Annotated in this window: 16 protein-coding genes; 8 read left to right on the top strand and 8 right to left on the bottom strand. The window is 32.8% G+C overall.

All coding sequences use genetic code 11. The features are described from left to right. Positions 1 to 106 precede the first annotated feature (106 nt). The 3 genes from BM084_RS13760 (at position 107) to BM084_RS13750 (ending at position 5,280) form a co-directional block, all read left to right on the top strand. Entirely contained in the window at positions 107 to 2,323 is a 2,217-nt protein-coding gene (locus tag BM084_RS13760; RefSeq protein WP_093305518.1) for a peptidase domain-containing ABC transporter, read from the top strand. Then, positions 2,316 to 3,617, top strand: coding sequence for an HlyD family secretion protein (locus tag BM084_RS13755; RefSeq protein WP_093305516.1), 1,302 nt, complete (start codon positions 2,316 to 2,318; stop codon positions 3,615 to 3,617). The genes BM084_RS13760 and BM084_RS13755 overlap by 8 nt, the downstream gene beginning before the upstream one ends. 157 nt (positions 3,618 to 3,774) lie before the next feature. Next, positions 3,775 to 5,280, top strand: coding sequence for a glycosyltransferase family 32 protein (locus BM084_RS13750; protein ID WP_177195710.1), 1,506 nt, complete (start codon positions 3,775 to 3,777; stop codon positions 5,278 to 5,280). Positions 5,281 to 5,979: 699 nt separating this feature from the next. Here the strand turns inward: BM084_RS13750 and BM084_RS13745 are convergent. The 3 genes from BM084_RS13745 to BM084_RS13735 all read right to left on the bottom strand — a co-directional run bounded on the left by BM084_RS13745 (position 5,980) and on the right by BM084_RS13735 (position 7,821). After that, a complete protein-coding gene (locus BM084_RS13745; RefSeq protein WP_093305512.1) occupies positions 5,980 to 6,339 on the bottom strand; it encodes a hypothetical protein in 360 nt (119 codons plus the stop codon). Between the two features lie 217 nt (positions 6,340 to 6,556). Continuing rightward, positions 6,557 to 6,886, bottom strand: coding sequence for a hypothetical protein (locus BM084_RS13740; RefSeq protein ID WP_093305510.1), 330 nt, complete (start codon positions 6,884 to 6,886; stop codon positions 6,557 to 6,559). A 62-nt stretch (positions 6,887 to 6,948) separates the two neighbouring features. Then, complete coding sequence (locus BM084_RS13735; RefSeq protein WP_093305508.1) at positions 6,949 to 7,821, bottom strand: hypothetical protein; 873 nt, start codon at positions 7,819 to 7,821, stop codon at positions 6,949 to 6,951. A 253-nt stretch (positions 7,822 to 8,074) separates the two neighbouring features. On the opposite strand from BM084_RS13735, the gene BM084_RS13730 reads away from it, so the two are divergent. From BM084_RS13730 to BM084_RS19440, 4 genes are all read left to right on the top strand, one after another. Further along, the gene (locus tag BM084_RS13730) at positions 8,075 to 8,455 is read left to right on the top strand and encodes a helix-turn-helix domain-containing protein (RefSeq protein WP_093305506.1); all 381 of its coding nucleotides are present in this window, start codon (positions 8,075 to 8,077) and stop codon (positions 8,453 to 8,455) included. A gap of 50 nt (positions 8,456 to 8,505) precedes the next feature. Continuing rightward, positions 8,506 to 11,157: a metallophosphoesterase gene (locus BM084_RS13725; RefSeq protein WP_093305504.1), complete on the top strand. Its 2,652-nt coding sequence runs from the start codon at positions 8,506 to 8,508 to the stop codon at positions 11,155 to 11,157. 557 nt (positions 11,158 to 11,714) lie between these two features. Next, positions 11,715 to 12,416, top strand: coding sequence for a phage integrase SAM-like domain and Arm DNA-binding domain-containing protein (locus BM084_RS19445; RefSeq protein ID WP_245764380.1), 702 nt, complete (start codon positions 11,715 to 11,717; stop codon positions 12,414 to 12,416). After that, the gene (locus BM084_RS19440) at positions 12,410 to 12,829 is read left to right on the top strand and encodes a site-specific integrase (RefSeq protein WP_245764379.1); all 420 of its coding nucleotides are present in this window, start codon (positions 12,410 to 12,412) and stop codon (positions 12,827 to 12,829) included. The genes BM084_RS19445 and BM084_RS19440 overlap by 7 nt, the downstream gene beginning before the upstream one ends. Before the next feature lie 89 nt (positions 12,830 to 12,918). On the opposite strand, the gene BM084_RS13715 is transcribed toward BM084_RS19440, so the two are convergent. The 5 genes from BM084_RS13715 to BM084_RS13695 all read right to left on the bottom strand — a co-directional run bounded on the left by BM084_RS13715 (position 12,919) and on the right by BM084_RS13695 (position 18,681). After that, a complete protein-coding gene (locus BM084_RS13715; protein ID WP_075326921.1) occupies positions 12,919 to 13,614 on the bottom strand; it encodes a potassium channel family protein in 696 nt (231 codons plus the stop codon). Positions 13,615 to 13,624: 10 nt separating this feature from the next. Next, complete coding sequence (locus BM084_RS13710) at positions 13,625 to 15,412, bottom strand: TrkH family potassium uptake protein (RefSeq protein WP_075326922.1); 1,788 nt, start codon at positions 15,410 to 15,412, stop codon at positions 13,625 to 13,627. Positions 15,413 to 15,654: 242 nt separating this feature from the next. Further along, the gene (locus BM084_RS13705; protein ID WP_075326923.1) at positions 15,655 to 16,332 is read right to left on the bottom strand and encodes a response regulator; all 678 of its coding nucleotides are present in this window, start codon (positions 16,330 to 16,332) and stop codon (positions 15,655 to 15,657) included. Further along, a complete protein-coding gene (locus BM084_RS13700; RefSeq protein ID WP_232228836.1) occupies positions 16,325 to 17,407 on the bottom strand; it encodes a sensor histidine kinase in 1,083 nt (360 codons plus the stop codon). The genes BM084_RS13705 and BM084_RS13700 overlap by 8 nt, the downstream gene beginning before the upstream one ends. A gap of 305 nt (positions 17,408 to 17,712) precedes the next feature. Continuing rightward, the gene (locus BM084_RS13695) at positions 17,713 to 18,681 is read right to left on the bottom strand and encodes a reverse transcriptase domain-containing protein (protein ID WP_093305502.1); all 969 of its coding nucleotides are present in this window, start codon (positions 18,679 to 18,681) and stop codon (positions 17,713 to 17,715) included. 123 nt (positions 18,682 to 18,804) lie between these two features. On the opposite strand from BM084_RS13695, the gene BM084_RS13690 reads away from it, so the two are divergent. Further along, positions 18,805 to 21,006 (top strand): CRTAC1 family protein, encoded by a 2,202-nt coding sequence (locus BM084_RS13690; protein WP_083634180.1) that lies wholly within the window; start codon positions 18,805 to 18,807, stop codon positions 21,004 to 21,006. The last annotated feature ends 2 nt before the right edge of the window (positions 21,007 to 21,008 follow it).

Genomic DNA, 21,008 nt, shown 5'->3' with positions numbered 1-21,008 from the left:
GTGTTCCTACCTTGTTTGCTCTGAAAATTTCAAACAATTAAAATAACTTTTTCAGATTTAATAGGAATGCGATGAATTTGACAATTAAATTATCTAAAAGTTTGAATTGAAAAAACCATTCCCATTTTACAAACAACCTGATTCTAAAGATTGTGGCCCTACCTGCTTACGTATAATAGCCAAATATTATGGTAAACTAATCACGTTGCAGGAAATTCGTGATTTATCTGAAACAACAAGAGCAGGTAGTAATTTGCTAAACTTAAGCGATGCTGCTGAGAGTATTGGATTTAAATCTTTGGCAGTTAAATTGAACTTCAATAAATTTAAAGAAGCACCTCTGCCACTTATAGTCCACTGGGATAAAAATCATTTTGTGGTAGTCTACAAAATAAAAAGAAGCATTATATATGTTTCGGATCCTTCTTACGGATTGATTAACTACTCTAAAGAAGAATTTATATCTAAATGGATTGGTAGGAATGCTACAGAAGAAACTAAAGAAGGCATCGCACTTTTATTAGAAATCACTCCTAAATTTAAACTACTAGATTGGAAGGAATCTGATAAAAAATCTTTTGGTTTTTTACTACAATACTTCTCTAAGTATAAAAAGTTATTTACACAACTGATTATTGGTTTATTTGTAGGTAGTCTAATACAATTGATATTTCCTTTTCTAACACAAAGCATAGTAGATGTTGGTATACAAAACCAAGATATTAATTTTATATATTTAGTTTTAATTGCTCAGTTAATGCTCTTTGTTGGCCAGTCATCAGTCAATATTTTCAGAAGCTGGATTCTTTTGCACCTTAGTACCCGTATTAATATTTCTCTGGTATCTGATTTTTTTATAAAGCTTATGAACCTTCCTATTGCCTATTTTGATACCCGTATGACTGGAGACATCATGCAAAGGATTAGTGACCATAGACGAATAGAAAGTTTATTAACTGGAAATACATTGAATACGCTTTTCTCCATGACAAACCTCTTGATTTTCGGAGCGGTGCTTATTTATTATAGCTTTTCTATTTTCCTGATATTTGCTATAGGAAGCATTATTTATATCCTTTGGATTTTTTTCTTTTTAAAGAAACGGAAAGAATTGGATTATAAACGATTTTCACAATCAAGTGAGGAACAAAGTACTGTTATTGAGCTTATCAATGGAATGCAGGAAATAAAAATGCATAATGCTGAAAAACAAAAACGTTGGAAATGGGAATATGTTCAGGCAAGACTATTTAAAGTATCTATGCAGAGTCTGACATTGGAACAAACTCAAGGTGTTGGTTCTGCCTTTATTAATGAGATAAAAAATATTTTAATCACCTTTACTTCAGCAATTTTAGTAATTGACGGGAATATCACTTTAGGAATGATGTTATCTATTCAATATATTATAGGACAACTAAACAGTCCTATAGGTCAATTAGTTAGCTTTATACAAATAGCCCAAGATGCCAAAATAAGTTTGGAACGCCTAGGAGAAATTCATGACAAAGATGATGAAGAGAATAAGCAAAAAAAACTGATTTCTCAAATAAAACGAAATCAAGACTTGGTAGTAAATAATATTACATATCGATACACCGGAAGTGATGAAATTGTAATTAAGGGAATGAGTATGAAAATTACCACTAATACGATCACAGCAATTGTTGGGGCTAGTGGAAGTGGTAAAACTACTTTGATGAAAATATTACTAAAATTTTACGATATAGATAAAGGGAGTATTTTTTATGGAGAAAATAATTTAAATACCATTTCACATAAAGCCTGGAGAGACAGTTGTGGTGTAGTAATGCAAGAAGGCTATGTATTTAACGATACTATAGCTTATAACATAGTTATTGGTGAAGATAGTATAGATCACGATCGTTTAATTCACGCTACTAAAATTGCTAATATTTACGAATTTATTCAATCTTTACCATTAGGCTTTAACACAAAAATTGGAAATGAAGGCATCGGTTTAAGCACAGGGCAACAACAACGCTTATTTATTGCAAGGGCAGTTTATAAAAATCCAAACTTATTATTTTTTGATGAGGCGACCTCCGCCTTAGATGCTAAAAATGAACTTGTTATTATGGAAAATTTGAATAGATTTTTCCATAATAAAACGGTAGTTATTATTGCACATCGACTAAGCACTGTAAAAAATGCAGATCAAATACTAGTTGTTGATGATGGTAAAATCATAGAATCTGGAAAACACAATGATTTATTGAATTCCAGGGGTGCCTATTATAATTTAGTTAAAAACCAGTTGGAATTGGAAAAATTAAGTAATACGAGAATTTCTGATGTGTAAAGAAGAATCACAAAATGATTTACAGTTAAGATCTGAAGAGGTACAGGAGATTCTTACTAATCCTCCTATCTGGATTGTTAGATGGGGGATTACACTAATTTTTATGTTTATATGTATTATTCTGTTCCTGTCTTTTTTAATCAAATATCCCGATTTCGTTCAGGCCAAAGTGTTAGTAACTACCAAACAACCAACAGAAATGGTAATGGCGAGATCCTCGGGCGCTTTAGATAAGATTTTCATTAAAAATAGAGATACAGTTAAAGCTGGTCAAAAATTAGCTATTTTGAGAAATACTGCTGATTTTGAAGATATTTATTATTTAAAACATATTATTGATTCGGTTCCATTAAATTTAAAAAATTTTCATTTTCCTTTGGAGAAAACATCCTCATTAATATTGGGAGAAGTGAATTCTGCCTATTTAAATTTTGAAAAAAGTTATGTTGATTATTTTTTATTAAAAGATCTCGATCCCTATTCAAATCAATTAGATGGAAACCAAATATCTCTATTGGAGCTAAAAAAACGGCTAAGCAATCAAATCACTCAAAAGGAATTGTTGGAACAAGAATTCTTTTTAAATCAGAAAGGTTTTGAAAGAGAAAAGATTTTATTTGAGAAAGGAGTTATCTCGCAGAAGGAATATGAATTAAAGCAATTGGAGATTTTACAAATGAAAAAAAATGTAAGCGCAATGGCAATTTCTATTTCTCAAATAACAGAAGCAATTTCAGCAGCGAGCCAAAACTTAAAAAAAACACGGATTAATGAGCAGGAAGATAAAACCCGATATGCAAGTAATTTAAATCAATCTTACGATTTACTAAAAGAAGCAATAAGGAAATGGGAGTACAATTACGTATTATCCTCATCCATAAATGGGGTAATTGGATTTCAGGATTTTTGGGGACGCAACCAATTTGTAAATTCCGGCACTATTGTTTTCTCTATTTTACCAATAGACACATCTACTTTGGTAGGTAAATTAATTATTCCTGCTCAGAACGCTGGTAAAGTTACAGTTGGACAAAAAGTATTTGTTAAATTAGACAATTATCCATACCAACAATATGGTATGCTAATCGGAAAAGTATCCAATTTGTCAATTTCTCCAAATTCTGATAATAATTATACGGTTTATATATCGTTGCCGAATGGTATTGAAACATCATACCATAAAAATTTCAAATTTACTCAAGAACTATTAGGTAATGCTGAAATTATAACTGAGGACTTAAGTGTAGCTGAACGAATATTTTATAAGGTTAAAGATATATTTCAATATAATTAAATATAAAATAATACGGTTTTCACTCGAAATTGTTAAATTAAATTAATGTCTATTTTAATTAGCTAAATTTTCATTCAAATCTAACAGTGTAAAATAATTTATTCCGGATTTGATGAATATCCAGTTACTAAGTATTAAAGTTTCAAAAATATCTACTATGGAATTAATCAATAATCCTCTTATTTCATGCATATGTGTATCTGTAGAAGATTCAAAAAAGTTAAAGAAATCAATATCCCAGTTTATTTCCCAGACATATGATCAAAAAGAATTAATTATTGTGTTTAAAGACTTTAACGGTAAAAAGAAAAAATTATTGAATAAGTATCATAATTATAACATTTTCGGATTTGAGTTGAATTGCTCTATTGATCAAATGTTTGATTATGGCTTTAGTAAAATTAATGGTAGATACATCTGTATATGGGAAGAAACAAACTGGTATCATGCAGCGAAAATACAATACCAGTATCATGCTATTGTATTAAAGAAAATGCCTATTTGCTTAGTAAACTACATAGTTTTATTTGATTCAAACCAAGAAAAAGCATATATATCAGCAAAAAAACTATGGCTAGAAACATTAATGTGTGAAAAAAAAGAACTATTACGGAAGCGATATTCAAATTTAAACGATTATTTAGAAGAAATTTTTGAAAAATCTAATAAAATATTCTTAATTAATGATGTTCCAAATCTGCAAATAAAAACTGTAAATGAAAACCTCTCAATAGAAGAACAGAAAGAAATAAAACAACATAGCTATCAACTTAATGAGTCTGATTCACAATTTATTGGAAGACTTGTCAAAAAAAATAATTATGGCGAAAATGACTCATTAAAATTAGATAGCACACTTGAAAATCCAATATTTGATACGCTTGATGAGGAGGTAAAGTTAAAAAAAATAATTCCTAAAATAATTCATATAACTTATAAGGAAAAAAAAGTTCCTGAAAAATTTCAAAAAACTTACCAAAGTATAAAAACTAATCATCCAGACTGGGATATTAAATTTTACGATGATTCTGATATTAAACATATTATCCAAAAGGAATTTCCAATTCTTCTAAAAATATATGAATCATATCCAATTAATATTCAAAGGATTGATTTGTTTAGAGTTCTTATAGTTTATTTAAAAGGAGGGTTTTATTTAGATCTTGATATGCATAGTTTTAAGAGTCTGAATGAATTATGTTCATTTGATTTAGTTTTAGCTGAAGAAATTGTTTATACTAAACCTCAAGACAAAAGATTTAATTTTACAGGTATCCGGCAAATTGGGAATTATATGTTTGGAAGTAAACCAAAGCATCCGTTCTGGGTAGAACTAATTAAAGAAATGATAAATAGATGCGATCAAAAAATAATTCATGAATGTGATGTTCTAGAAAGCACAGGTCCAGGTGTTTTATCAGATGTTTTTTTTGAAAAGCAAATTTTATATTCTAATGTAAAAATACTTAAGAATAAATTTAAGAGATGTCATTCTGGTTGTCCAGCCGTATGTTGTCACTTCGGAGATTTTGCAGCACATTTACATGTTAATAGCTGGACATGGACTAATAAAACTATCAATAAACCTGAAAATGACTTTTCTTCTTCAATATCAAAAATCTACAAAAAAGAGGTCAAATTATCATTAGATTCATTAGAATAATTAAAAATTAATAGAAAAGGAATTTTTTAAATTTGTTAAGCAAGAGGATAACACGCTACGCAGTGTTGGGTAGTCATTTTCGTAAATTATAGGGCTTTTTGATGCTAAATGAGATTAAATTATTTTAGTTCTGAAAATTTGAAAATAATTTTTCACGGAAAAATCTTCCGAAGCCAGTAATAGCGGTAATTTTTTCACGGAAAAATAGATTAATCCAGTCATTTACCACTTTTACTTCCACTCCGCAAAAGCTCCATTTCAGCAAAAGAGGTTCATTATAAATTGTCTTGGACACGAGCCAAAAAGCTTTGAAAATAAAATACGATAAGAATATTACTAGAAAAGCTTTTTAGCTCAAGTCCGCTAGGCAGTAACTAAAATTCACCGATCAGGATTTCAGAATTTCTTTAAAAATCCTTTTTACATCACCTTACCTTTTCCTGCTAAAAAAAACTAGCCTTGAAATTAACCGGAGTGCATAAACCGCTAAAAAGCTATTTATAACTCCTCTATAATTTCAACGCTTATAGATGAGAGGCATAAAAAGGTAATGCGATGGCGCTGAAAGAAGTAAATGAAACTTACATGAATTCTTATTCATCCTAATCTACAATGGTTTTCAATTCATTTACAAAAGGAAAATGCTCCAGATGAAAAAAGTAAATTTTAAGAACTAGGAAATCTATGTTCCGCTAAAACTTATTGTTTATCACTCAACTTTGTTGCATTAAAAACTTCGTAGAACTGATCAGGCAAAAAATTGGCTGTACACGAGGTAATATACTTTCCTGAAGGTTTCATATCGAATTTTATTCTTAGCCCTTCTTCTTTGAGGTCATCAGGTAAAGTGGCTGTTATAATAAAGTTTACAGAAAGTTCAATGTTACTAGGAACTATTTCATAGGCAAGTTCTTCCTTCTCGGTATTACAAGAAGTAGACCCCTGCACCGTACCTTCAATATTGGTGAAAGTATCTTCAGTTTCACCTTCAGCACTAGTGCAACTAAATAAAATTATGCTGATTGTAATCAGGATTATAGGTTGAAGAAATTTTTTCATTTTATAAATTTTAAAAAATTCTAGTAATATATCTATTTAATAGATGCAATTTCAATTAAGAGGTTGCGTCAAATTAGTTGCTAATTTAACCTATTCTATTTTTCCCTTAAACATCTCCCTTTTATTGCGACCATCGGGAGTAATCAAGATTGTGCCCACAGGCACACATCTTGCGTTTAGTACCAATTCTCAATTAAAGTATAATATGGCATTGTTATTATTCAGGATCTCGCTTGAACATCCGATATGCTTCATCCAAAAACTCACCTTCTTCGAATGGTAAAAGTTGTACTACTAATTCAAGCGATTTACGTATACTTTCTTCCGGGCATTTTATTTTAGAGGGTCTGTAAGAATCACCTTCTGAGGTTAAAATACATACATTCAATAAACTTTCTATAGTGGTAAATAACTCTAAATAACCATCAAATTTTAGAAAGGCAGGTTTCATTTTATTTTTTTTGGAGTTACTTGGGCGAAGTGTATTCAATTTTGATTTCGCCATAGTTTCCAGGGCTTTTAAACTCTTTTCTCGTTCAGTTCTCATAATCAAAATTTAAACTATTTGCAGTCAGCTAATATTGGATTTTTCTTCTGTGAATTACAATACTATTTTGCTGTAATTCTTTCCGAGTATTTTTGATTATGCAGAAGTTCAAGCTCCTTAAGTTTTTTAACGCCCTCTTTACGAACGCTTCTTAAAAAACGTTCCGCTAAATTGCTGGCATAATCACTGTCTTCCATGGTTACGTCATCTACCGTTTTAAAGTTGATATTATACTGTGCATGGCAGAGCTGGCTATAAACCTTTTTTGAGCTGAAAGATTTTTTCGGTAAAACTATCAGGGGGCTAATACTGAAATTTTTACAGAGGTTTAAAAGCAGGTCCAGCTCAAAATAGTGGGGTTTCCATTCCCAATATACCCAGATGAGTGCAGCACAGGTTTGCAATATGGTATGGCTAACCAATACCATCCTTGCACTTTCATCATTCACCATATCTACGGTATCTGTTTTATCTTCAAAGTAGGATGCCCGGTTCAATCTAAATTCCGATATCTTTTTAATTTCTTTAAATTTCCTGGGGTGGTAACAATAGCCTGTTAGGGATAAAGGACTTTCCTGAAATAAACAATTCCCGGGCAAAAGTACCCGACTTAAAAAATTATCACCTTCTTCTAAGCGCCGTTTTATATCATTAAAGGAATAATGGATGCTATACAATTTCACCTGTTCCTTCATTTTATTGAACACCTCGCCCATAAAAGTTTTGGGATCGCCAATTTCTTCGTAACTGATGATAAGCAGAGTCAATTCATAGTGTTGTCTCAAACTTCCATTGGCTTCAGAATTGAACAGGTACCCGGATGAACGCTCATTTTTAGTTGCGCCAATCCAGTAAATGGAATGCACCTTAACAAAAGATCTTATTACCTCTATGAGGCGCTCCAATACTTGCTGCGGTATGTTTTTGATTTTCATAACTATTATGATTTAAAGTGTTTATTGCTCTTAATACGGTTTCCCGTAATTGGTTTTAACGCATTTTCTATATATTTGGACAGGGGTAGAAATTTTTATTATTAAGCCGTTAATTTTATTGATTCTGGCTTCAAATTCTGAAATTTAGTCCCCGTACCGAACCAAGCGCTTTTGTAAAATACAGCCGGTAACCTGTAAATTACCGCTTGCGTAAAGTCTTAAAACTTTAAAAGGAATCCTTATCTTTGAGATTATGATAACAACTACCAAACCCAACCATATAGGGCGCAAGATTGCCCGCATTCGCGAACTACGCGGAATGAAGCAAGAAACTCTAGCCGAAGAATTAGGCATTAGCCAACAAAGTGTTTCCAGCCTTGAAAAAAGCGAAAAAGTGGAAGATGAAACACTTAATAAAGTTTCAGAGGTATTAAAAGTTTCTCCTGAAGCAATTCGTCATTTTAGTGAAGAAGCGGTATTCAATATTATCAATAACACCTTCAAAGATAACAGCGCAAATAATAACAATTACTTCTGTACAATAGACCCAGTTGAAAAAATAGTTGAACTTTACGAACGCCTTGTTCAGGCGGAGAAGGATAAGGTTGCTTATTTGGAGAAACTTCTTAAATAAATAGAAGTTTTTTAATACCGATTTTCATCTATAAAAATAAAGTTCACTTAATGAGAATTGTACACCTTTCAGATATACATCTTAATAGTAAAAATAAAGAAGATCTTAAAAATTACTATGTAGAATCTTTAATTGAAGATTTAAGTAATTTTAGTCAGGAAAAAAGAATAGACTTGATACTTATAACAGGAGACTTAGTCGACAAAGGAGGTAATTCTCTTGGTCCAGAACCTTATAAGTTTTTTCAAGATAATTTTATTAAACCAATAAGTGACGCATTAGATATTCCTCCTAATCATTTTTTGATCATTCCTGGCAACCACGATATAAACCAAGAATTTATTAAAGTGGATAATGAATTTTATCTGTCAGAAAAGTTAAACTGTAAATTAGCAAACCAATACGTGGATGATTTAAAAAATGAAATTAAAGATGAAAATAAAAGAATTGAGCAATTTAAAACCTTTGAAAAGGAATTACACCGCTCAACTGAAAATTATACATTCTCCAATATGCATTCTTTATTCATTTGGGATAATAAAGAATTTAAAGTTGGGTTCGCATTATTAAATGATTCTTGGCGATGTTCACCAGATCTCAAAAGAGATCAACACTATATGGGGCATAGTCAATTATTTAAAGCTCGAAATTTTTTTATAAAGGAAGAAACGGATCTAAACTTAGCTATATTTCATCATCCGTTACCTGCCTTAAACGGAGATGAACAATCAGAGATTAAAAACATTTTAAAAACTAAGAATTTTGATATTGCTATTTTCGGTCATAATCATAAATATGAAGCTGAAAGACTAATCTCTGGGCATGGCGGATATTTATCGATAAATGGCAGATCCGCATTTTCTAACCCTAGTGAAACATCAAGTTTATATCAACCAGGATATAACCTATTAGACTTAGATCCACACGAAAAAACTTATAAAATTTCGGCAAGAAAATTTATAAAAGGTTCTGGCTATAGGTTTGATAAGGATACTGATTCAGTACCTAATGGAGAGGAATCTGGTTTATTACCACAGAATGAGAGACTTTACGCATTAGCAGAGAATACAAACAATGAAGATGAAAATTTACCAGATAGTTACACAGCTGATGTCGATCGGATTGTTGGTCTATTGATTGGAGAGTCAATATACCCTGATAAATATGCATTTACAAGAGAGCTTGTACAAAACTCAGTAGATGCTTGTAATAGAGTTATTGAAACTAATTCTCATGCATCCCCTAGGATAATAATTACGATAGATCCTGAATCTAATTTCATCGAAGTATATGATGAGGGAGATGGAATGACTAAAAATGTTATCAAAAACCATTTCGCTGTAATAGGAAAAAGCATTAGCCAAGATCATAATGACAACACCCAAAGATCCAATCTTATATCAAAATTTGGGATTGGATTTATTAGTACTTTTATCGCAGCAGAAAAAGTAGTTATTAATACTAAAACAGAGGAAGATGGTTCGATCAAATTTGAAATTGAAGATGTATTCAAAGGTTTTAAATATTTTAGTAATTCTCAAAATGAATTAGAAAGTAAAACTGGTACATCAATTAGGGTTTACTTAAAAAAGGGATTTGATATTAATACTGCTTATGATACAATAAGAAGGTACTGCAGACATGTTAATAATCTAGAAATCAAGCACGGAGATTCAGTAGTGAAAATCGAAGAGAGATGGAATATGGAAGACTCTTCATTTTTTTACACAGTCGAAAATAATAGGTACTTATTGAAGTTAGGTTTAAATAATTCCACTAAAGGATTATACGCTTCCTACTGCGGTTTTTTTATCAGTCCTCATAACAGCGCCATACTACCTTTCCGTTTTCCCTCACATATTGTTGGAGAAATAAATTTTGCACCTAAGAGTATAGATTTTGATATATCTAGAACGAAAATTATTTCCACGGATAAATCACAAGCCGTTCAAAGAGAAATCTCATTAGCGCTAAGGAAATTATTTAGAGATTGTTTGGAATCTAGCAATCAACAGACATATCAAATTGTAGTCAATTATCTGCAGTTTTATTTGCAAAATTATGACCAATTAAAGCCTCTATATGATAAGTCATACCAAGATTTTTATTCGAAGAAAGAATTAATCTCTCTCTGTAAAGAACATATAATAGTTGAATATGAAAACCAAAGGCGAAGTTTGAGTGAGGTATTTATGAAATTAAAATCTCAGAATATTGATATTATATTTAGCATTAATTCTAATGTAATCTCCGATTTTCAAAAAATAATTATACAATACCTACAAAGTAAAGGTCACTTTATTTTCAAAAACATAAATTTTAACGTTAGCTTCCACGATGTTTCACAGCAAAGTGTGAACTTAAATACAGTTATTCAAATTATTTGCAAAGAAGTTGCAATTCCTTGCCAAGATATTTCCGCTATAAATCCCTCTATTTTAAGTGAAATGAAAATGAATAAAAAGCAATTTCCCGAACTATTACAGGATTTAATAGTTGAAATTGAAAATGAGTATTCAATTCAAATTGAAGTTGGAAAGTTTAGTAATATCAATAAAGCATCTGTAAATAACGGTAATACCTATTTTTTGAATTATGACCATCAAACTTTTCAGTCTTTAATAAAAAAATCAAGTTCACTTATCTCGGACAAGTTTAAAATATATCTTTTAGGTATAATTGGATTAGATTTAAAAGATTAATATTAAAAAAGAAATCTAGAACATAGAAGTTTCAGAAAATAAGTAGAAAAGATTTTTTAAAATTGATAGAATTTGTATTATTACGATACCAAAGACGATTAAATATTATTAGTCTTTTAGTTCTTTCTAGTTTAGTGAATGATTCGGTGAATATATCCAAAATTTAAAGTACAGAGTCGTGGTATTACTCGGCTGATGAAGCCTCAAAAGCTTCCTGCCACCCCGACTTTTACAAGTTATATTTTAACATAAAAAAAGGGTAATTGTATGGTTTTCATATAGTTACCCTTTATTTTTTGCTCAAAATTTAACAAATAGTGTTAAATTTTATGTGAGTTTATCGTGAGTTCACGGTGAATTTGTGAGTGTACGTGAGTTATTTTTTTGTATTTTTAGCTTATCGATACTCTATAATTACGTATTGTTAGTTTGACTTTCGCCTTAATAATTGTTTCATTTAAACAACAAAGCTATGCGCACCAGTCAAACCTTTTCCATTTCTTTTATTATTCGAAAAAAGAAAAAAGCAACCTGAATTAGCCCTCCTCTATGCCCGAATGACCGTTAACGGCAAATCATTAGAAATTAGTTTAAAACGAACTATTCCGGTGGATAAGTGGAACCAATCTGCCAATAAACTTACTGGTAGCAGTGCTGAAAGCCGGCTAATCAATAAAAAAATAGATGAAACCAAGGCACAACTCTATAAAACGCATGACAGTCTTTTAAAAGACGGGATGCTGGTAACCACGCAGACGGTCAAAGGTAGATTTCTGGGAAGTGACCAGCAACATTATACCCTTATCTATTTGATCAAATATCACAAGGAGAAAATGGGTAAGGTTTTAAAGTATGGGACTATGAAAAACTATACTACTACAGAAAACTACCTCAAAGATTTTTTAAAAGCCCAGTATCATACCTCAGATATTTATTTAAAACAGGTTGACTATCAATTTACCCTGGGATTTGAAAGTTTTTTAAGGGGCTTGCCCAGCCTTCAAAATAACGGGGTAATGAAACATATGGAACGTTTTAAAAAACTGATGCGCCTGGCTGAGGATTTAGAATGGATTGAAAAGAACCCTACCAAAAGATTTAAACTCCGCTTTGACCAGGTGGATATGGTCTACCTATCCAAAGCCGAATTACAGAAGATCAAGGAAAAGGATTTCAAAAAATCTACTCACAATATCAACCGAGATATTTTTGTGTTCTGTTGTTATACAGGGTTGCCTATGGCGATGTCAAAATGCTAAAGAAAAAGCATATTCAGATAGGTGTTGATGGGAATAAGTGGATCTACACCAGAAGGATCAAAACCAATACGATGCTGAGAATCCCTTTGCTTGACGAAGCCGAACGAATTCTTGAAAAGTACCAGGACCATCCAAAAGTACATTCGAGTGATATTTTACTTCCGGTCTATTCCAACCAGAAAACCAATCAATATTTACGGGAGATCACCAAAGCGGTAAAGATCGATAAGGAACTTAGTTTCCACGCGGCCAGGCATACTTTCGCAACAACGGTAACCTTAGCTAATGGCGTTCCCATAGAAACAGTATCTAAACTTTTGGGGCATACCAAATTATCAACTACCCAGATTTATGCAAGGGCAATTGATTCAAAAATATCTGACGATATTAAACGGTTACAGGAGAGATTATAAACGCTATTTTAAACGTAATACTAATTAGGCTTAAGTTTATTCAATCTTAAGCCTAATTAGTTTGTTCTCTATTCTCGTTCTATAATAAATTATGATTTTCTAATTTCTTTTAAGAGCTTTTTAATATCCTGATTGTTTCCGTATAACACCATAATATCGCCATAATGTAATTCTGTTTTTGCGGTGGCAACCCCCTGAACATTGGACAACGTTTTTGCAGAACCAATTTCATTTTTACCTTCAGTATATTTAATTGTGGTGAGCACTATAATATTATACTTCTTCTTTAAACCAATTTCATCTAGGGTTTTTCCGTCAAATTCTTTTGGAATTTCACTTTCAACTATACTGTATTCGCCGGTGACCTCAAAGGAATCTACCACACCTTCCAGGTTTAGCTTTTTTGACCAGCGCTCTGCCGTTTCTTCTTCCGGATGAATTATTTCCTCTACACCCATAGCTTCTAAAACCATTTGCTGTAAAGGGGAAACCGCCCTGCTAATTAACCGCTTCACATGCAACTGTTTCATTAAAGCCGTAGCCATAATATTTGCGCCTTTATCTTCTCCAATTCCAATAATTACAATATCAGTATCTTCAAGAGGTAAATTGCTCACCGCGTTAAAATCTGTAGCATCAAGGCTTATAGCGTGGGTGATTTTTTCTTTAATAGCTTCAACTTTATCCAAATTGTTATCCACTCCAATAACTTCGTTGCCCATAGAGGTTAATTTCTCTGCCAGGGAAGCTCCAAAGTTGCCTAATCCTATGATAATATATTTCATTTTGAATGTTTTAGTTGATTAAAATTTCTTCTGAAGGATAGCGATAATTAAGATGTTTAATATTTCTTAGAATGGCTATTAGTAGAGTTAACATACTTACCCGGCCAACAAACATGGTAGCGATAATTATTAATTTTGAGCTGGAACTTAAACCGGCCGTAATTCCCATACTTAGCCCCACTGTACTATATGCCGAAAAAGCTTCAAAAGTAATGGCGATGATATTCTTATCCTGCTCAAGAAATGCCATTAGAAAAATTGCTAATCCAATAACGATAAGAGATAAACTAATTATGCCGAAGGCTCTTCTAATAGAGATATTAGAAACCTCTCTTTTATAAACTTCAATCCTGTCTTTTCCTTTTGCCAGGCTCAAAAAATTAAGTGTTGCAAGCGCGAACGTACTGGTTTTAATTCCACCACCGGTTGAAGCAGGAGAAGCACCTATCCACATTAAAAGAAATACGAGCATTAAGGTAGAGAAATGTAAAGCAGAGGTATCAATCGAATTGAAACCGGCAGTTCTTGGAGTTGCGGCGCCAAAAAATGCAGTAACAATTTTACCAAATTCGCTATGCTCACTTAGGGTGTTATTATATTCAAAAATATAAAATAAGCCTGTCCCGGTTAACAGTAAAATAAGGGTGGTGATTAATACTATTCGGGAATTTAGATTTAAAACCCAGGGCATGTAAATCGCTTTATGTGGATCTTTTATTTTTTGTAGTTTCCTTAGGGTATAATATCTCACATATTTATAAAGATTCAATAAAATAGGAAAGCCTATACCTCCCAGAATAAATAGGGCAGCAATAATTAGATGTAAAGGATAATTAAACCGAAAACCTGGCTCGTAGAGGCTATTTTCCAGAGTAGAAAATCCGGCATTGCAAAATCCCGAAATACTATGAAAAACAGAGAAAAATATACGATCTGAGAGAGAACTAATTATTGCGCTATCTATATTGAAATAAATAAAAAGGGCTCCTGCAGCTTCTATTGAAAAGGTTAAAAGCAATATTTTCTTCAGCACCATAAATACCTCTCCTATTTTTTCAGAATTACTTATATCCTTTAGCATAAGCTGGTTAGCGTAAGAAGTATTACCTCTAAAGAAATAACTAAAATAACTGGCAAAGGTCATGATCCCCAGCCCTCCCAATTGAATTAAAACCATAATAACACTTTGTCCAAATGTGGTAAAATAACTGCCCGTATCTACCACGATTAAACCTGTAACACACACTGCACTGGTAGCGGTAAAAAGTGCATCAATAAGGCCAATCCCAGAATGGGTGGCTTTAGGAAGAAGAAGGAAGAAAGTTCCTAAGAAAATAATGAGGAGAAAACTCGCGACAAATAATTGTGCGGGGTTTAAATAATCTTTTTTAAAGTTTACTTTAAAAGAAGATATTTCGCGTATAAAAAAGAGAAAAAGCCCAAGGTAGACCCATCCCATTTGATTAAAGAATTTTAAAAATCCAAGATTTACAATAATGAAATCTATTCTTAAAAGAAGCAGCGTTCCAAAGGAAATGCTAAGTAGCCAATCAAATAACCTGACCTTTTTTGGGGTTTCTTGTCGCGGTAAAAAACTTCGAACGAGTACAATTAAAAAACCGAGGCTTATGATACCATAATAGAGGTTTTTTAAAAAATTTCTTTCGCTCTCAATATGAGTAAAACCTAAATCGAAAATAAGAAGAAATATACCGCAGACACTTAGAATTGCAGCAATTTTACTTAATCTTCGCTCACGGTATATTCCAGATAAAATATTCTTGAAAAATGACAACATTTCTCCCTAATTATAAATTACCCTGGCGACTACAGTAATCGAGAACTGCCACAATAACTACTATTAAAATGGCTATTATAATTGCCGGCCATTTTAAATGGGAGTAAGACTGATTTTTTTCGTTAGGCGATCTTTTTGGAGGTTTAGCCACTGTACTTTGATTAAATTATAATGCAAAGTTAGGTGTAAGGCTATAAGCAGAATATAAAATTTAAACCGGGACTATAAAGATTTTATAAAGATTACACGAAACGGTAACCCACTCCACTTTCTGTAATTATATGAACCGGGCTATTCGGGTTTTCTTCCAACTTCTTTCTAAGCTGAGCGATAAAAACCCGTAGGTATTGAGTTTCATTTTGCGAGCCGAAACCCCAAATCTCTTTTAATAAGAATTGATGGGTTAAAACTCTACCCTGATTTTTTGCCAGCAAGGCTACTAAATTGTATTCGGTAGCAGTTAATTTTACGGGAATATTATTTCTGCTTACCGTTCTCGAACTTAAATCGATCTCTAATTCCCCGGTTGAGATAATGGGTTGTAAATCGGTGTTCTGGTTTATTCTTAATGAAGCTCTTATCCTGGCCAATAATTCTCCCGTTCTAAAAGGTTTGGTGAGATAATCTGTAGCACCATTATCCAAAGCTTTAATAATATCGGCTTCGCTATCCTGTACAGAAAGAATTATTATTGATTTATCATACCACTCTCTTAAATCTTTTAATATCAAATGCCCGCTTTTATCCGGTAAACCCAAATCCAGAATTACAAGATTTGGCGTATGGTTGGCCACCAAATGAACACCTTCTGTGCCTGTTTCAGCCAATACTACTTTGTAATCGTTGCTTTCCAGCGTGATTTTAAGCAGTTTTCTAATCTGTGGCTCATCATCAATAACAAGTATTTCTGCATTATTCATTTTGGTAATTTTTAGGGTCAGTCATTTTCGCCGGAATTGTTACCGTAAATTGGGCACCACCATTGCTTCTGTTCTGAACTTTGATCTTTCCATTATGAGCTTCGGCAAATCCCTGGGCAATAGAAAGACCAAGCCCGGTGCCGCCTGTTGATGAATTTGGTAATCGATAAAACTTTTCAAAAACCCGTTCTATATTATCGTCCGGAAAACCTTTTCCATTATCTAAAATTTCAAAAACGCAGTTCTCACTTGTGTGTGACACCCTAATTTCAATTTTTGAACCTTTTGGTGTATACTGAATAGCATTATGAACAATATTATGTAAAATTTGCTCTACTAATGTAGCATCAAACAAGAAAACAGGTAAATTATCTTGAGGCTGATAAATAATTTGATGTTGATTACAATCTATTTTATTATTATCAATAACATTGTAGACAATCTCGTTAACATCATACCAATTAAGCTGTAAATGGATGGAATCACTTTCTAAGCGACTCATATTTAAAAGATTTTTAACCTGCCTATTCAGCCTATTTCCTGCAATCTCTATTTCATTATAGAGTTCATTTTTATTCTCAGTTGAAAGTTTCTCTGTACTTTCTTTTAATGTATCTACCGAACCGATAATAGCTGCAATAGGCGTTTTTAATTCGTGAGAAAGTGAATTAAACAGCGTGTTATATAATTGTATAGTCTTTTCCCTTTCCTTTCTTTTCCTGGAAACAGCTTCAGCCTTTCTAATTTTAGTGGTAAAAACAGCATTCATAACGGCAATAACGAAATACATCAAAAATAAAAGAGCATCTTCCGGAGTACTGATTTTAAAAGTTAATTGCGGTTGAATAAATAAAAAGTTCCAGATTAAGGCACTTAACACAGCAGCAATTACCACCGGAAGTATCTTAAAAAACATAGCTAATATTGAAACTACTAGGAGTAAAACCAGTGCTACCACGTGGTAACCAATAACATCTATAAATAGATAGCAGATAAATGAAATAAAAAGTATAGAACCAATTCCAATAAGATATTGAAGGGCCCGGTTTTCATTTATATTTTTAAAAGATTCCAATTCGTGAAATTTCTTTATTCAAATATACAAGGAGAAAACTACTATATTGCTTAAATATTTAGGTTTTTAGACACTAAAAATTCTATTTATTCTGTAAAATAAAATAGTAGAGAGACCGATTTGGCAATATATTTTGATTTCAAACAAGAATCCAAAGTTGAATATTAATTCATAATTTTAAATATGGTTATTAAGGAATAAGACGTACGAAAAATGAGTGTCGAGTAGGTAAAGGGGAATTTCACCCCTAAACCTCTCACCGTACGTGAACTTCTCAATTCATACGGCTCCTCTCAGCCAAGACTTTAAGGTTTGAGCCCTGAGTATTGCCAATGTTCGAACAGGTAAGGTTCGAGCCTGCATATTTTCTGTAGATGTCTTAGCGCGAGGACCCACTGCTTCCGCTTAAACCTACGGTACTTATTGCGTACCCATTTCGTTAAGCGAATGTGCAATGTTCTGAATAGTTTCTTGAGGCCTCCCAGTCGAAATTTACCGTAGTAGTTTATCCATCCTCTGATTTTAGGCTGCAACAGAGATGCAATTTTACTCAACGGGAACTGTACCATTCTATGAATGTTTATCCTGAAGAGCTCTTCATTTATTCTGTTGATGCTTTTCTGACTGATGGCAGGGGTAAAACCTAATTTCATTATGCCCCTTATTTTGACTACTCTGGGTTTAAAGGTGTGGCACAGAAAATCGAACTTCTGGAACTTGACTTTAAACCTTGGTCTTTTCTTCTGATTTCTGCGACAGTAAACTATTCTTGTCTTCTCCTGATTCACTTCCAGTTTACACTCTTTGAATCGTCTTTCGATTTCTTCAAGAAGTCGATTAGCTTGAGGCAAGTGGTAATAATGAACCACAATGTCATCAGCGTAACGTTCAAACTGGATATCAGGATAACGCTTTTGGATCCACTTGTCGAATACAATATCCATAAAGATATTAGCTAATACAGGACTGATTACTCCGCCCTGTGGTGTGCCTTTACCATTTGGATTATGCAGCGTTCCATCAGATAATTGCACTGGTGCCTCCAGCCACCTTTTCACGTAAAGCAAAATATGCTTCTCCTGTGTATGGTGCTGAACAGCTTTCAGTAGCAGTTCATTATCAATGTTGTCATAAAATCCTTTTATGTCCAAATCAATGACCCAGCTATATCGTAAACAATTTATACGACATTGGCCTAAGGCATCATGTGCAGATTTTCTGGGACGATACCCAAAATATTTTCCTTCTATTCTTAAAAAAAGATTCGAAGGCACTTCATAAAAATATTTTATTTCCTTAGGTTTAATAAATTAAATAATTCAATTTCACCTATCTGTATCAGTCAGCAAATCCAATTCATTTAGATAGAAATAAAGGTAATATTACCTTATAAAATCATGAAGTATCTATTTACTACCCTATTTTCAGTTTTAGTCTTTGTTTCCTGTGACAATAAAAAGACAATGCCTGAACTTCTAGAGGAAACAGCCGAAAATCAATTTTTTGTACCCGAAAATATCTATGCGTCTTCAGTAAGAGCTGCATATTTTGATAGTATAGCACAAGTGGCACCAAAAAACCAAAAAGAAAGATATAATCTTAAAAGAGCACGTGCCCTGTTATACGCCGGTAAAACCGAAGAAGCTATTATTATTCTGGAAAATTTAAGAGATGCAAGTAGCGGCGGGCTGCTATTATACAAACTGGATGCTCATGAAGAAGAAAGTATAGGCCCTTTACTCGCTCTAGCTTATATGCGCCTGGGTGAACAGCAAAACTGCATACATCACCACGATGCTTCAGCATCCTGCATTATTCCAATTAATCCAAAAGGCTTTCACCAGGTTCCTAATGGCTCCAGGAATGCCATTAAACTTTATGAAGAATTCTTAAGGCAAAATTCACACGATTATAATAGTAGATGGTTATTGAATATTGCTTATATGACTTTAGGAGAATATCCTGAAGGTGTTTCCGAAAAATGGTTAATTCCTGAAAGTACTTTTGAATCAGATTATCCACTGCAGAAATTTGAAGATATTGCCCCCAAATTAGGTTTAAATGTCAATGAGTTATCAGGTGGCGGAATTGTAGATGATTTTAATAACGATTATCTTTTAGATGTATTGGTTTCCAGTTGGTCGCCTTCAGATAATCTTAGGTATTTTATAAATAATGGAGATGGAACATTTACAGAAAAAACAGAAACTGCCGGTTTAGAATTAGTTACAGGTGGTCTGAATATGGTACAGGCAGATTATAATAACGACGGTTTTCTTGATGTTTTTGTAATGCGGGGTGCCTGGATGGGAATTTTAGGGAAACATCCAAATTCTCTACTTAAAAATAATGGAGATGGCACTTTTACCGATGTTACTATTGAATCTGGTTTACTTTCCTTCCACCCTACCCAAACTGCCACCTGGGCCGATTTTAATAACGATGGTTGGGTAGATTTATTTATAGGAAATGAATCTGAAAAAAAAAATATTCATCCTTCTGAATTTTTCAAAAATAATGGAGACGGGACTTTTTCTAACATTACTTCCTGTGTAGGACTTTCGGTGAGTACAAAAGATCAACCATTTTATATAAAAGGTGTAACCAGTGGAGATTATAATAACGATGGCTGGATGGATATTTATATTTCTACGCTCCAGGCTTCAAGCAAAAATTTATTATATCTAAATAATGGAAGTGATGACAAAGGAAATATAAGTTTTAAAGAAGCAGGAGCTGAAGTAGGATTGGGTGAGCAAATTTCCAGTTTTCCCACCTGGTCATTTGATTATAATAATGACGGTTGGATGGATATTTTTGTAGCCGGATATCGAAAAAGCGATTTTTACACCATTGTCCCAGACATTACTAAAGAGTATTTAGGCGAACGAAATAATGCTGAAACGATGCGCCTTTATCAAAACAACAAAGGAACATTTACCGATGTTTCTGCAGCGGTTGGATTAGATAAAATAGGCTACGCAATGGGTGCCAATTACGGCGATTTGGATAATGATGGTTATCCAGATATTTATTTGAGTACAGGAGAAGTAAGTTACGAGTCAATTATTCCAAACAGGGTTTTTAGAAATAATTTAGGGGAAAATTTTCAGGATGTGACCACAGCAGGTGGCTTTGGCCATATACAAAAAGGCCACGCCGTCTCTTTTTCTGATATTGATAATGATGGAGACCAGGATATTCACGTAGTTATGGGCGGTGCTTATGAAGGTGATAAATTTTTTAATTCTCTATATCTGAATCCATATGATGTTGAAAATAATTGGATAAGCTTAAAACTAGAAGGAATTGAAGCAAACAGGGCCGCCATAGGAAGTAAAATTGAAGTTTTGGTTACGGAAGACGGAAAAACACGTTCTATATTTCATACCATTAGTTCTGGTGGTAGTTTTGGAGCCTCTACTTTAAGGGCTCAAATAGGATTAGGAAAGGCTTCAGAAATAAAAAAAATCACAATTAAATGGGCCGGCAGCGGTACCTCACATGTTTTTGAAAACCTCAGTTTAAATACCTTCTATAAAATTATAGAAAATAAAGCTGAAGCTATAGAATTGAATTTAAAATCAATCGCGCTGTAAAT

It is taken from the genome of Salegentibacter agarivorans (assembly GCF_900113135.1).
In the GTDB taxonomy this organism is placed as follows: Bacteria; Bacteroidota; Bacteroidia; order Flavobacteriales; family Flavobacteriaceae; genus Salegentibacter; species Salegentibacter agarivorans.
The sequence above is the reverse complement of the archived record's forward strand: the minus strand, read 5'-3'. Positions and strand labels throughout refer to the sequence as shown.

Coding starts and splice junctions, on each gene's coding strand:
- BM084_RS13730 (WP_093305506.1), top strand. CDS start 8,075: ATGATAACAACTACCAAACCCAACCATATAGGGCGCAAGATTGCCCGC.
- BM084_RS13690 (WP_083634180.1), top strand. CDS start 18,805: ATGAAGTATCTATTTACTACCCTATTTTCAGTTTTAGTCTTTGTTTCC.
- BM084_RS13745 (WP_093305512.1), bottom strand. CDS start 6,339: ATGAAAAAATTTCTTCAACCTATAATCCTGATTACAATCAGCATAATT.
- BM084_RS19445 (WP_245764380.1), top strand. CDS start 11,715: ATGACCGTTAACGGCAAATCATTAGAAATTAGTTTAAAACGAACTATT.
- BM084_RS13755 (WP_093305516.1), top strand. CDS start 2,316: ATGTGTAAAGAAGAATCACAAAATGATTTACAGTTAAGATCTGAAGAG.
- BM084_RS13710 (WP_075326922.1), bottom strand. CDS start 15,412: ATGTTGTCATTTTTCAAGAATATTTTATCTGGAATATACCGTGAGCGA.
- BM084_RS13715 (WP_075326921.1), bottom strand. CDS start 13,614: ATGAAATATATTATCATAGGATTAGGCAACTTTGGAGCTTCCCTGGCA.
- BM084_RS13740 (WP_093305510.1), bottom strand. CDS start 6,886: ATGAGAACTGAACGAGAAAAGAGTTTAAAAGCCCTGGAAACTATGGCG.
- BM084_RS13735 (WP_093305508.1), bottom strand. CDS start 7,821: ATGAAAATCAAAAACATACCGCAGCAAGTATTGGAGCGCCTCATAGAG.
- BM084_RS19440 (WP_245764379.1), top strand. CDS start 12,410: ATGCTAAAGAAAAAGCATATTCAGATAGGTGTTGATGGGAATAAGTGG.
- BM084_RS13705 (WP_075326923.1), bottom strand. CDS start 16,332: ATGAATAATGCAGAAATACTTGTTATTGATGATGAGCCACAGATTAGA.
- BM084_RS13725 (WP_093305504.1), top strand. CDS start 8,506: ATGAGAATTGTACACCTTTCAGATATACATCTTAATAGTAAAAATAAA.
- BM084_RS13750 (WP_177195710.1), top strand. CDS start 3,775: ATGGAATTAATCAATAATCCTCTTATTTCATGCATATGTGTATCTGTA.